A 12487-nucleotide genomic window follows, 5' to 3' on the forward strand; every position below is an offset into this window, starting at 1 on the left:
TCAATCGTCCTTCTTGCCGAACATCCTCTTCAGCATTTCCGCCATGGGACCGGTTTCCGGTATCTTCGGCTTGATGTGATTGCGCGCCTGATGAATATGCGACTTGTTGGCCGGCGCCTTCTTCTCCGGCTTCGGCGCGTCATCTTCCGCCTTGCCGCCCAGAGCGAGCGCGATCTTGTTCATCAGCTGCGAATCCTCGCCGCGCACCAGCATGTCGGCATTGTCGGCGAGCGTATCGAACAAGGGTTCCAGCCAGTCCCGGTCCACCTTGGCGAAATCGCCGAGAACGTGATTGTGCACGAGTTCCTTGGCGCCGGGATGGCCGATGCCGAGACGCAGGCGCCGATATTCGCGACCGACATGGGCGTCGATCGACTTGATGCCGTTGTGACCGCCATGGCCGCCGCCGGTCTTCAGCCGCGCCTTAGCGGCGACGAGATCAAGTTCGTCGTAAATCACCACGAGGTCGGATGGTTCGAGCTTGTAGAAGCGCATGGCCTCGCCGACGGCTTCGCCCGAGAGGTTCATGAAGGTCTGCGGCTTGATGAGCAGCACTTTCTGGCCACCGAGCTCGCCTTCGGCAATCTCCGCCTTGAATTTCTTCGACCAGGGCGAAAAATTGCGACGGCGGTGGATCGCATCCACGGCCATGAAGCCGATATTGTGGCGGTTGCCCTGATATTTGGCGCCCGGATTGCCGAGGCCCGCAATGAGAAGCATGCGCTTCATCCCTTGGAAAATGCCGATGCCTTTCACGACAGGGATTTGACGGCAAAGTCAAGGCGGGATGCGGTCAGTCGCCGAGGTTCAGGCCGTACTTCAGAAAAATCTGCTTCTGGGTTCCGTCGGCAATCAGCGCGTTCAGCGCCGCCTGCATCCGGTTCAGAAGGTCGATGGGGAAATTCTTCTGGCAGGCGATCCCCATGGGCTGCTGGGAGAGGATCGTTACCTTCTCCACGGCATTGCCTTCTTTCCTCAGCTTGTCGAAATAGAATTCCGAGATCGGCATCAGGTCGACGCGATCGCTCATCAGCTTCTTCAGCGTGGCCTTGAAATCGTTGCCGACGTCAATGCGTGGAAAATTATTCTGGCGTAGAATCGTTTCGGTATAGTCCTCCCGCCAGGTGCCGACGAGATATTTCCTGGCTTCATCGATGGTCGTTGCGGTCACCTTCGACCCGCTGTGTTTGATCAGGATGCTGCGATCTATCAGCAATGGTTGTACCCATTTGAAGAGCGGATCGCGCTCTTCATTGTGCGCAGTGACGAATACGCAGGTCATAGGCTCCATAAGAGCCTGGTTGTAGGCTCTCGCCCAGGGCATGACGTCGATCGTATAGTCGACCCCGATATCGGCCATCACCTTCCGTATCTGGTCAGTGGTTGCGCCAACAGGCGTCTTGCCGTCGCGATAGTTGAACGGCGGATACTCTTCGGTGGTGAAATGAACGGTTTCGGCACAGGCTGGGGAGAGAAACGATAGCGAAAACAGGCTGGTTGCAATCATGAGCAGCGGTTTTCGCATCCGGTTCCTCATTGCTACGACGCTTGCGCTACGGGAGAAGGGTGATCTTGCTGCTGGCCGGTCAGCGTCTTCATCAGGTTGTCGGGATGCAGCGGCCGATAGAACAGATAGCCCTGCCCGTAGTCGATGCCCATCGTGCGCAGCGTCGCGCATTCCTCTTCGGTTTCGACGCCTTCCGCAATCACCGTGCAGTTCATCTTGTGCGACAGGGTGGTGATGCTTTCGACCAGCATGCGGCTCTTGGCGCTGACATCGGAGGCTGTGTCGTTGATGGCGCGGATGAAGGATTGGTCGATCTTGATGATGTCGACCGGGAAGCGGTTGATGTAGCTCAGCGACGAATAGCCCGTGCCGAAATCGTCCAGCGCGATGCGGCAGCCATAGCGGCAGATCTCGTTGATGACCATCCGCGTTTCCGGATTGTCATCCATGAGCACGGCTTCGGTGATCTCGACGACGATGCGCCGGGCGGCAATCTGGTGACGCGACAGCAGGGTCGCAATCCGCAGCGGCAGCTCGGGTTCGAACTGCAGTGGCGAGAAATTGATGGCAAGATAGGTGTCCTGCATACCCTCGATCCGCGAAAGGCGCGCAAAATTTGCGATCGCCTTCTCCATGATGCGGTTGCCGATGCGAATGATCGAGCCGGTCTCCTCGGCGACCTCGATGATGCGGCCGGGAGGCAGGATGCCTTTCTGCGGGTGGTGGAGGCGCATCAGCGCCTCGAAGCCGGCGACAGAACGATCGTCGATGTTCACGACGGGCTGCAGATAGGCCTCGAACCAGTCATCGTTGAGGCCGGCTTCGATATGGTTCTCCAGTTCGGCACGGCGGCGGGAGTCGTCGAGCATGCCGTTGTCGAAGATCTGCGCGCCGTTCTTGCCGTCGCGCTTCTTGGCATACATGGCGATATCGGATTTCAGCAGCAGCTCTGCCGCATTGGCGGCATGGCGCGGGTAGATCGCGATGCCGATGCTGGCGCTGAGCCGCGCATCGCCAACGAAGGGCGCTTCGAAGATCTCGGCAACACGGGCCGCGATGTCGATGGCTCTTGCTTCGGCATCTTCCGCCAGCACCAGGAGCGCGAATTCATCGCCGCCCAGGCGGGCGGCGATGTCACCCGGCTTCAGGCATTTCTGCAGGCGCGACACCAGTTCCTGCAAGGCCGTGTCGCCGGCGGCGTGGCCCATATTGTCGTTGATCCATTTGAAGCGATCGAGATCGATGAAGAGGCAGGCAAGTTCGCGCTTGCGCAGATCGGCCTCGTTGATCTTGGCGTCCAGAGCGCTCTCGAAGCCCTGGCGATTGAGCAGGCCGGTCAGATGGTCGGTGATTGCCTGCCGCAGGTTGCGATCTTCGGACTGCTTGAGTTCGGTGACGTCGGTCATGACTGAAAGCGTCAGACCGTCCTGGATCGCCGTGGTCTCGAGAATGAGCACGTCCATGATCCGGCGATCGCAGCAGAGGAACTTCACCGTGACGGCCAGACGACCGGCGCTGTCGGGATTGCTGCGTTTGCGTTCCGCATACCGCGTTTGCGATTCCGGCAGGACGAGGCTGACGAAGTCTCGGCCGATCACCTCGCCACGATCGTAGCCGGTGGCGGCAAGCCAATAATCGCTGACGGCGGCGATGCGATCCTCTTTGTCGAGGGAGAAGAGCATGGCGGGCGTCAGATTGTAGGTATCGGTCGCCCGGCGATGGGCAAGCTTCAGTTCGTTTTCCTCGCGTTGAAGCTTGCTCTGCATGTCGTTGAAGCTGCTTGCAAGCCGGCCCATCTCGTCATTCGACTGCCAGTCGACATGATGGCGCGAGCCGAGCCGCCGCGTCGCCTCGATCGCATGCGTGAGGCGCATCAGCGGCTGAATGACAAAGATGCGGTTGCCGATCAATGCAGCGCCAAAGACCGTCAGCACGGCGAAGATGAAGATGGAGATGAAGACGATCTCTTCGTTCTTCAGACCGTCAAAGAGGCCGAGCTGCGGGTAATAGACCGTGATATCGCCGAGCTTCTTCGCACCATCAACGCCATTGTAGACGATCGGCCGGGAGATGGATTCAAGATCGCCCTTGTAGGATCTGGGAATGGTCGATTGCGTGACATCCAGCTGGCCGGAAAGGTCGCGGACGTTTACCCGGACGATCGCGCCTTCGGCAACGGTCGTTGCGCTGATCTGGGTGACACTGTCCTCGTCCAGGTCCCATAGAGGTTTGGCAAGCGCCTGGGCATTGGCGACGAGCAGGACGGTTATGTGATCCTTGATTTCCTTCTCGGCGCGTTCGGACGACAAAAAAAGGAAAAGGATGAAGAGCGGCGCTACGAATACCAGCAGCGCACCGCAAACGATCGCGAAAAACCGGTTTTCGACCGAATGGCTCATAGTTCCGTTAGCTCCCCAGCCATAGACCAGCGGATCTTGGGGCGCCGCTTTCTACAACTCTTTCGCGTAGATTTTCACGAATCCGTTAAATGTTGCTGAAACTCTGGGGTTAATGGAAATCTGCGATAGTATAGATCCCAAGACGTTTTTATTTTTACTTTCTCTAATATTTATCCTCGGGCATGAAAAACCCGCCGTCCCCGAGAAGGGGAGGCGGGTCTCGATACTTCAGGTTGAAGATGCCAATCAGGCGCTGGCTTCTTCGCCGCCTTCTGCTTCTTCTTCAGCAAGGCCGGCTGCCGGGGCAACGATCGTTGCGATCGTGAAGTCACGGTCGGCGATGACCGGGGTCACGTTCTTCGGCAGCTTGACGGCCGAGATGTGGATGCTGTCGCCGCTCTTCAGGCCGGTGAGGTCAACGGTGAAGAATTCCGGGATCGCATCGGCCGGGCAATGGACTTCGACTTCGTGGCGAACGATGTTCAGCACGCCGCCAGCCTTGAGGCCCGGGGACTTCTCGTGGTTTTCGAAGTGTACCGGGATTTCGACGGTAACTTCGGTGTTGCCGGAAACGCGCAGGAAGTCGACGTGAACCGTGAAGTCACGGACCGGATCGAGCTGGTAGTCCTTCGGCAGAACCTTGATCTTCTTGCCGTCGACGTCGATCGTTGCGATCGTCGTCAGGAAGCCGCCGGCGTGGATGCGCTTCGTCACCTCATTGGTGTTGAGAGCGATAGAAATGGGGGCCTGCTTATCACCATAGATGACAGCGGGAATGAGACCATTGCGGCGAAGTTCACGGGCGGACCCCTTACCAACCCGTTCGCGCGCCTCGGCCTTGAGCTCGTAGCTTTCGTGGCTCATAGCTATTCCTTTCGAGGTTATTTGGAGAGTTCATTCGGTCGGTCATGCGCCGTATCGATTGAACTGGAGGTGGGCGTGCCCTGCCTCATCCGCGTTGCCTCCAAGGGTGTCTACGCGGACGCGTGGCGTATAATACAAAGCGATCAAAGGTGCAAGCACCTGTGGAATGCGAAGCCTTGTGGTGACATTGCAACTGCCATGAACAAGCCCGCGACGCCATTTCTATCAACGACTTGACATATACCCTCGGCCCCATCAACAGTCGACTCCAATCGATCAGGGTCAGAAGGGGAAGTCGGGCATGCGTTCCAGAGCAATCGCCGCCGCGGTTTTTTCCATGGGTCTTGCCGGCGCTTCACAGGCAGCCGACGTCAATGAGCAGGGCGCCAAGGAACTCCGCAACATCCTGACCCATTCGCTTTCGCAGGACCTCGCGCGCAGCGATTTCGTGACCGTCATGCCGGCCGGCGACCAGTACAAGATCACCTACGATCTCGCGAAGTTCTTCGACAAGATCAATTCGAGCGCGTTCTCGGTTACGGGTTTCAAGCCGCTCTCCCTCTTCGCGCAGCCCGTCGAACAGGGAAGGTGGCATCTGACCGGCGATAATAGCCTCGATATCGCCTTGCATTCGCCGACGTCGGACATTGCCTATTCGATCGCCTCCAGCTCTTTCGACGGTACTTTCGATCCGACGATCGAAATGATGCGGTCGATGGGCATCAAGAGCAGCGGTGTGAAATTCTCGAGCGTCGGCAGCGGCCCCAGAAGCGGGCGCAAGATCGATGCCACCATCGGCAGCGCTTCATTCGCCCATACGGTTACCGACAGCAGCGAAGCTGGCAAGGTCGATCTGCAACTGCAAGGCACGCTGCAACGCTTGAGCGAGCAGTTCACGATACGGCCGGACGCTTCGCCCATTACCTTCAGCGCCGATAGCGTCGATACGAACGTCACCGCCACCAGCTTGCCGGTGAAGGACCTGCGCGCGCTCATCCGTTTCTTCGTTCAACACGTCAAGGCCAAGCAGCTTTCGGAAAGCGGAAGCGAGAAGTTCGAGCAGCTGGTCCACCGCGCCCTGCCGGTCTTCGGCTCGCTCGGCAAGACGGTGACTGTGAACAACGCGCTGGTGGCCACGGAGAAGGGTAAGGTCGGCGTCAAGCGCATCGACTACAGTTTCAAGATGGATGGTCTGACCAAGGCGTCCAACGTCAATCTGGAGCTGCGGGCCGAGCAGTTCACGCCGGACGCCGATCTCGTGCCGGCTGCCTATGCGCCCTTCCTGCCGGCGATGCTGGATGTTCAGCTCGGCGTGCCCAATATCAATTTCGCCGGCCTCATCGACACCGCGCTGGATTCGATTGCTGCGCGGACAACGCCGGTTTCCGGCGAGGCTCTGAAGCGCACGATGTTCCCGAGCGGCTACGGAACGCTGGAATTCCCGAAGATCAGCGCAAAGTCCGATGTCTACGATGTCGAGGTTTCCGGCGAGCTGAAGGGTTCGACCAAGCCACATTCCGGCATCTCATTGCAGGCGACGATCCTGGCGCGCGACTTCGACAAGACGGTTGCAGCGTTTCAGGAGGCCGCCAAGGCGGAGCCTCGCTTGAACAACGTTTCCTTCAGCCTTCTGGCTGCCAAGGGTTTTGCCAAGACCGACCCGGACGGCCGTCTGCGCTGGGACGTCACCATGGATGAAGACCGGACGGTGACGGTCAACGGTCAGGTGATGAAGAAGCCTTGAGGTTTGAGGGCAAGCCCATGTATCAGGGCGATGATAGAGTTCCACGCGAGAGGCCGGTCGGTCCTTTTCGGATTTTCACGTTTCTTTTCCATCATATTCGGGGGTGAATTATGCGTTTCAAAGCGATTGCGGCAGCGGCTGTCGTCGCTGCCGGCGTTGTCGGTGGCGCGCAGGCGGCTGACGTCGGCGAACAGGGTGCGAAGGATCTTTACGGCAACCTGACCTATTTCCTGCCAGACGATATCGCCAAGAGCGGCGCGATCTCGGTCAAGCCGGTCAGCGCGCACTACGAGATCACCTATGATCTGCAGAAGCTTCTCGACAAGCTGAATGTGACCGGCTTCGACATCAGCGGGCTCAAGCCGTTGATGATGCTGGCGACGCCGCTCGATGGCGGTCTCTGGAACATCGAAGGCAACAATGCCCTGGATGTGACGGCGCGTTCCAAGCCGGGCAGCGGCTCCGACAGCGAATTTCGCTACGCGCTGGCCTCGTCGACCTTCAAGGGTGTTTTCGATCCCGCACTGCATTATCTGCGTTCGATGGATATGAAGGGGCAAGGCATCACCTTCACAACAAAGACCGCCGACGAAAACAACAGTGTCCAGAAGAATGACGCCACGGCCGACAGCATCGCCTATACCCTGTCGTCCGCAGATAGTGGCGAGCCGGGCAAACTCGATCTCAAGATGAACGGCAGTCTGCAGTCGCTGTATGACAAGATCTCGTCCGACGATGTGACGCTCGGCGAAATCAAGGTTGCGGCGATTGATTTCAACATGGGTGCGACGAAGCTGCCCCTGAAGGCGATGAACTCCCTGCTGCAGTTTATCTCCGAGCACAAGGATCAGAAGACGCTTTCCGATGCCGATAGCAAGGCGGTGAAGGCCCTGCTGATGGATGCGATGCCGCTCGTCGGTTCCTTCGAAGAGTCGGTCGCCGTCAAGGACATCGCGGTCACGACGCCGTTCGGCAACGGTGGCCTGCAGAAGATGGGCTATTTCTTCAAGGTGGCGGGCCCAGCCAAAGCCATGAATGCGGATTTCGGACTGAATGCCGAAAAGCTCACCCTGGAAACGGGCTTGGTCCCCGAAGACTATATCGCCTTCATTCCCGATGCGGCCGATATCCAGGTGCAGGTGCCGAACCTGAATTTCTCCGCTCTGGCGGACATTCTCCAACAGGCCGATTTCAAGAATCCGGAGAGCGATAAGGCCATGGACGAGAAGTTGCAGAAGGCCATGTTCCCCGATGGGACGATGACGATCAACTTCCCGAAGATCAGCGCCGTCTCGGGTCTTTATGATGTCGAGGCTTCCGGAACCATGCGCGGCTGGCTGACCGAGAAGGATCGCGTCGCCATGAAGATGACGGTTCTTGCCCGCGATCTCGACAAGACGATCGCCGCCATCCAGGAGGCCGCAAAGACGAAGGCCGATCTCTCTCAGGTCTCTTTCGGCCTGATGATGGCCAAGGGCTTTGCCAAGACGGATGCCGATGGACGCTCGCGTTGGGATATCGATATTTCCGACGATGGCGGTGTCACGGTCAACGGCCAGGTCATGAAATAAGTCACTCCGAAGTCAGAATGCGATCATGTTTGTCCTGAAGCCGCTCAGCCAGCGTTCGATCTCTCTCCTATGGGCCGGTCAGGTGCTGGCAGCTACAGGCTCCGAATTCTACATGGTCGCAGTCGTCTGGATCGCGGCGGATTTCATCGGCAGCAAGGCGGGATATGTTTCCGCGCTGCAGTCCGGCGCGCTTTTGTTCGGCAGTCTGTTCGGCGGTATCGTCACGGATCGCTGGCGGCACAGTACGACGATGATCACGGCCGATCTGCTGCGTGCGGCGCTGCTGCTGACGCTGTCTCTGGCTGGGCTTCTGCATCTGATGAGCCTGCCGCTATTGATCGTGCTTGCCGGAAGCATCGCGTTGCTGACGTCGACTTTCGATCCGTCGCTGCAGGCGACCCTGCCGACAATCGCCATCGATCCCGAGGTCCGGCATGCGACCAACGGCCTCTTCGATGCCACCCGCCGCATGGCGCGCATTCTCGGTCCCAGTCTGATCGCGCTCGTCAACGGGCTGCTGCCGAAATCGCAGTTCTTCACGGTCACGGCAGCCACATTCCTGCTCTCGGCGCTTGCCGTTTGGCTGGCGGTGGCAAAACTCCCCAAGGCACCGAGGCGTCGCGATTTTTCAGGGGCGGCCGCCGTCGTGGACGGCATTCTCGGCGGGTGGCGTGCGGCGCGAGGTCACGCGGCAATCCTCTATGGCATGTTTACCAATCTGATGGGAAACGTCGCCTGGGCGATGGGGATTTTGCTCGGAATGATCCTGCATCTGCGTGAAACCAGCGCCGATCCGCTGACGGACTACAGCTTGATGATGATGGCTTACGGCGTGGGCAACCTGGCGACCAATCTGATCCTTAGCAGCGTCAAGCCGCGCCGGCCGGTGGTCTGGATCATCGCGGCGAAACTCATTTTCGGGTCAGGGGTTTTTCTGCTGCCGCTGATGCATGATCGGATATGGCTGATGATCGTGGCGTGTTTCGCGGCGATCAACGGTCCCTTCGAGAACCTTGCCATGCTGCATCTGATGCAGACACGCGCTGAACCGCATCGTCTGGCACAGGTCTACCGCCTGATGATGTGCGCGATCTTCACGGGCCTGCTCCTGGCCTACCTGATGTCGCCGAGCCTGTTTGCTTGGTTCGGCATCGGACCTTCGATCATGGGGTCGGGTGCGGCCGTCTTCATTTCCGGCTTGATCGGGATCGGCCTTCTAGCGTGGAAGCAGACGCACCCATCCGGTGCGAAGGCAGCCTATAAAAGTGGTGTTCGGCCTTAATCGAACAGGCTCGAAACCGATTCTTCCTGGCTGGTGCGGTTGATAGCTTCGCCGATGAGGCTTGCCGTCGTGATGACGCGGATATTGGGTGCCGATTGCACCGCCGTCGTCGGCTGAATGGAATCGGTGATCACCAGTTCCTTCAACTTCGAATTGGCGATGCGGGTCACGGCGCCACCGGACAGAACGCCGTGGGTGATATAGGCCGTGACGCTGGTCGCGCCATTCTTCAGCAGCGCCTCGGCGGCATTGCAGAGCGTGCCGCCGGAATCGACGATGTCGTCGATCAGGATGCAATCCTTGCCGGAGACCTCACCGATGATGTTCATCACTTCGGACTCGCCCGGGCGATCACGGCGCTTGTCCACGATCGCCAGCAGACAGTCGAGGCGTTTGGCAAGCGCGCGAGCACGCACGACGCCGCCGACGTCGGGCGAAACCACCATGACGTTGCCGATATCGTAGTTGGCCACGATGTCGCGCGTCAGGATCGGCAAGGCGTAGAGATTGTCCGTCGGGATATCGAAGAAGCCCTGGATCTGGCCGGCGTGCAGATCGAGCGTCAGCACGCGGTCTGCGCCGGCCTCTGTAATCAGGTTTGCGACCAGCTTCGCCGAGATCGGCGTGCGCGGCCCGGCCTTGCGATCCTGGCGGGCATAACCGAAATAGGGAAGCACCGCCGTGATGCGCCGCGCCGAGGAGCGTCGCATCGCGTCGATCATGATCAACAGTTCCATGAGATGGTCGTTCGCTGGGAACGAAGTCGGCTGGACGACGAAAATGTCCTCGCCGCGCACGTTCTCCTGGATTTCAACGAAGATTTCCTGGTCTGCGAAGCGCCTGACGCTGGCCTTGCCCAAGGGTACGTTGAGATAATTGCAGATCGCTTCGGCAAGATGCCGGTTCGAATTGCCTGCGAAAACCTTCATTTTGGCCCGCCTGTTACCAACCTGATAGCCGCGCTTTTAACCGCCTTGCTCTCGAATGCAAGGGGGAGAGACGCGTTAGCTTTCATATTTCTGAAAAGCTTGTGGCTATCCACCGTTGGATTCGCGCCAGGAATTGAATTCCGACATGGTTTTGGTGGCAATTCTCTGCATGACGGCCGGAGGAACGGCTGACCAGGGGTCGCCGCGCTTCAGCGGAGCGCTTTCCGAACCCTGGATTCGATGAACGCGGTTGCCATTGCTGTCGAGTACGTCCCAGACATAGGTCACGGAAATTTGCGGGCCGTCTTCAAAGGCTGAAAGATAGCCCTTGAGGATATAGGCGGCACTGGAATCGCTTGAGCTCTTGATCGTCAGCCCGAGCGAACGGGCGTCGGCGCCGAGCTGGCGCGACAGCGGCGTGACGGCTTCCACTGGAGCACCGATGATCGGCAGGAAGCGGACGCTGTTGCCGCCGGCCGCTGCTGGCGGCAGCGATGCCTGTTGTTGATCTGATTGCTGTTGGTCCGGTTGAGGGTCGTCGGCAGCCTGCTGTTGCTGCTGCGGTTGCGGATCGTCAGACAGGCGCTGGTCGGCCTCGCGCTGCTCGTCGGCTTCCGAAAACTGATTGTTCGATGGAGCGATGGATGCGGTCCGGGAGCCGTCGAGCGGGCGTGAGGCGTAAGGATTGGTGCCGTTCGACCTCAGTGCCGAGGCCTGCTCGTCGAGTGTGCCGCTCCCGCCATAGCTTTGCTGTTGATAGGCCTGCTGGGAGGTTTGCTGCTGATAGCCGTAACTGTCCTGCGTGTCCTGGTAGACCTGGCGGCGCTGGGGTGCTGAAGCCATCCGCTCGACATCGCGTTGGGTGACCGGGCTGGAGCCGGCATCGCCGATGGCTTCGGGCGGCGTCAGGGCGTCCGTGGTATTGCAGGCGGAGAGCGCGAGGCAAAAGCCGGCGACAGTCAACGTTATCCTGACCAGTCCCATCGACGCGATCCTTTCTCCCGACGGCCTTACCGCCCAGGATCGCTATCTTACGCCCCTAACGGTTAAGAAATTCGAGAGGGTGACGGGAAAGGGCCTTCGGCGCCTGCGAGGTCGTCAGATAGGTCTGCCCGAGGGTCATCGCCGTGCCGCTGTCGGAATCCATGATGATCATGTGCACGAAGAGCGACATGTTCTCCTGGATTTCGAGCGGATTGCCCATATGGAACATTTCGTGCTCCATCCATGAGGGCGAGAAGCGGGCGCCGAGCGAATAGCCGCAGGCATTCAGCCGGTGGCGCGCAAGGCCGCGCTCGTCCATGATCCTGGCGTGAATATCGAACACATCGCCGAAAGTGTGTCCCGGCATCAGGACCGTTTCGATCGCCTGCAGCGTTTCGAGGCAGGCGCTGTAGAGCTCGCGATGGCGGTGGCTCGGAGTGCCGATGACGACCGTGCGCATCATGGCGGCGTGATAATGCGCATCGACGCCGGCCCATTCGAGCGTCAGCTGGTCGTTGGCGTCGAGTTTGCGACGGCCGGACTTGTAGCGGCAGAGCAGCGCTTCCGCGCCCGAACCGATGATGAATTCGTTGGCGGGATAATCGCCGCCGCCGGCAAAGACGGCTCCCTGCATAGCGGCCAGGATATCGGCCTCGTCGGCGCCGGGCTTGACCAGGGACAGCGCGGCGTCGAGGGCTTCATCGGCCAGTGCTGCGGCGCGTTCGGCATGGGCGATCTCAGCGACGCTCTTGGTCAGGCGCAGGCGGCTGATGAGATAGGAGGCGTCGACGATCTGGCCGAAGCTGGCAAGCTGATGATCGAGCAGCCGGGCAATGCGGCCGGTCATGCCGTGGGTATCATATTCGATGCCGATGCGGGCGCCGAGGAGATCGAGGTCGGACAATAGATCCTTGAGATCGAGGGTCGGATCGGCATTGACGCGATCGACCCAGATGCGAATGTCGGTGATGACGGATGTAAGCTGCGCCTGGCGAAGGTCTGCCGAGCGCGTCAGCAGCGTCAGAGACCCGTCCGCCTTGACGACAAGCGTCTGGAAGAAGCAATAGCCGAACGTGTCGTAGCCGGTCAGCCAATACATGCTCTCCTGCGCGAAGAGCAGCATGGCATCGAGCTTTTCCTCCTGCATCCTCGCCAGCAGTCGGGCGAGGCGAGCATCGAATTCGCTGCGTTCGAAATGCAGAGCCAT

Annotated in this window: 10 protein-coding genes; 3 read left to right on the forward strand and 7 right to left on the reverse strand. The window is 59.5% G+C overall.

The window, feature by feature from the left end:
- The 4 genes from pth to ACIQWP_RS07540 all read right to left on the reverse strand — a co-directional run bounded on the left by pth (window position 1) and on the right by ACIQWP_RS07540 (window position 4770).
- Window positions 1-720 carry an aminoacyl-tRNA hydrolase gene (gene pth, locus ACIQWP_RS07525; protein ID WP_402784187.1) on the reverse strand — a complete coding sequence of 240 codons (720 nt, stop codon included), beginning with the start codon at window positions 718-720 and terminating at the stop codon, window positions 1-3.
- A gap of 73 nt (window positions 721-793) precedes the next feature.
- The gene (locus ACIQWP_RS07530) at window positions 794-1525 is read right to left on the reverse strand and encodes a substrate-binding periplasmic protein (RefSeq protein WP_402784189.1); all 732 of its coding nucleotides are present in this window, start codon (window positions 1523-1525) and stop codon (window positions 794-796) included.
- A 14-nt stretch (window positions 1526-1539) separates the two neighbouring features.
- Window positions 1540-3906: an EAL domain-containing protein gene (locus ACIQWP_RS07535; protein WP_402784191.1), complete on the reverse strand. Its 2367-nt coding sequence runs from the start codon at window positions 3904-3906 to the stop codon at window positions 1540-1542.
- Window positions 3907-4152: 246 nt separating this feature from the next.
- Window positions 4153-4770 carry a 50S ribosomal protein L25/general stress protein Ctc gene (locus ACIQWP_RS07540; protein WP_402784193.1) on the reverse strand — a complete coding sequence of 206 codons (618 nt, stop codon included), beginning with the start codon at window positions 4768-4770 and terminating at the stop codon, window positions 4153-4155.
- Between the two features lie 301 nt (window positions 4771-5071).
- Here ACIQWP_RS07540 and ACIQWP_RS07545 point away from each other — a divergent pair, with 301 nt between their 5' ends.
- The 3 genes from ACIQWP_RS07545 (at window position 5072) to ACIQWP_RS07555 (ending at window position 9367) form a co-directional block, all read left to right on the forward strand.
- A complete protein-coding gene (locus ACIQWP_RS07545) occupies window positions 5072-6514 on the forward strand; it encodes a hypothetical protein (RefSeq protein WP_402784195.1) in 1443 nt (480 codons plus the stop codon).
- Between the two features lie 110 nt (window positions 6515-6624).
- Entirely contained in the window at window positions 6625-8085 is a 1461-nt protein-coding gene (locus ACIQWP_RS07550; RefSeq protein WP_402784197.1) for a hypothetical protein, read from the forward strand.
- 25 nt (window positions 8086-8110) lie between these two features.
- A complete protein-coding gene (locus ACIQWP_RS07555) occupies window positions 8111-9367 on the forward strand; it encodes an MFS transporter (RefSeq protein WP_402784199.1) in 1257 nt (418 codons plus the stop codon).
- On the opposite strand, the gene ACIQWP_RS07560 is transcribed toward ACIQWP_RS07555, so the two are convergent.
- The 3 genes from ACIQWP_RS07560 to ACIQWP_RS07570 all read right to left on the reverse strand — a co-directional run bounded on the left by ACIQWP_RS07560 (window position 9364) and on the right by ACIQWP_RS07570 (window position 12487).
- Window positions 9364-10296, reverse strand: coding sequence for a ribose-phosphate pyrophosphokinase (locus tag ACIQWP_RS07560; RefSeq protein ID WP_402784201.1), 933 nt, complete (start codon window positions 10294-10296; stop codon window positions 9364-9366). The two genes, ACIQWP_RS07555 and ACIQWP_RS07560, sit on opposite strands and share 4 nt — an antisense overlap.
- 105 nt (window positions 10297-10401) lie before the next feature.
- Window positions 10402-11280, reverse strand: a complete 879-nt coding sequence (locus ACIQWP_RS07565; RefSeq protein WP_402784203.1) for a hypothetical protein — start codon at window positions 11278-11280, stop codon at window positions 10402-10404.
- A 55-nt stretch (window positions 11281-11335) separates the two neighbouring features.
- Complete coding sequence (locus ACIQWP_RS07570; RefSeq protein ID WP_402784205.1) at window positions 11336-12487, reverse strand: M24 family metallopeptidase; 1152 nt, start codon at window positions 12485-12487, stop codon at window positions 11336-11338.

The organism is Rhizobium sp. NPDC090279, from assembly GCF_044769665.1.
Classification (GTDB): Bacteria; Pseudomonadota; Alphaproteobacteria; order Rhizobiales; family Rhizobiaceae; genus Rhizobium.

Bases quoted from the DNA above. Each gene is read 5' to 3' on its own strand.
- ACIQWP_RS07570 (WP_402784205.1), bottom strand. From the start codon at position 12,487: ATGGCTCTGCATTTCGAACGCAGCGAATTCGATGCTCGCCTCGCCCGA.
- ACIQWP_RS07545 (WP_402784195.1), top strand. From the start codon at position 5,072: ATGCGTTCCAGAGCAATCGCCGCCGCGGTTTTTTCCATGGGTCTTGCC.
- ACIQWP_RS07555 (WP_402784199.1), top strand. From the start codon at position 8,111: ATGTTTGTCCTGAAGCCGCTCAGCCAGCGTTCGATCTCTCTCCTATGG.
- ACIQWP_RS07550 (WP_402784197.1), top strand. From the start codon at position 6,625: ATGCGTTTCAAAGCGATTGCGGCAGCGGCTGTCGTCGCTGCCGGCGTT.
- pth (WP_402784187.1), bottom strand. From the start codon at position 720: ATGCTTCTCATTGCGGGCCTCGGCAATCCGGGCGCCAAATATCAGGGC.
- ACIQWP_RS07535 (WP_402784191.1), bottom strand. From the start codon at position 3,906: ATGAGCCATTCGGTCGAAAACCGGTTTTTCGCGATCGTTTGCGGTGCG.
- ACIQWP_RS07565 (WP_402784203.1), bottom strand. From the start codon at position 11,280: ATGGGACTGGTCAGGATAACGTTGACTGTCGCCGGCTTTTGCCTCGCG.
- ACIQWP_RS07540 (WP_402784193.1), bottom strand. From the start codon at position 4,770: ATGAGCCACGAAAGCTACGAGCTCAAGGCCGAGGCGCGCGAACGGGTT.
- ACIQWP_RS07530 (WP_402784189.1), bottom strand. From the start codon at position 1,525: ATGCGAAAACCGCTGCTCATGATTGCAACCAGCCTGTTTTCGCTATCG.
- ACIQWP_RS07560 (WP_402784201.1), bottom strand. From the start codon at position 10,296: ATGAAGGTTTTCGCAGGCAATTCGAACCGGCATCTTGCCGAAGCGATC.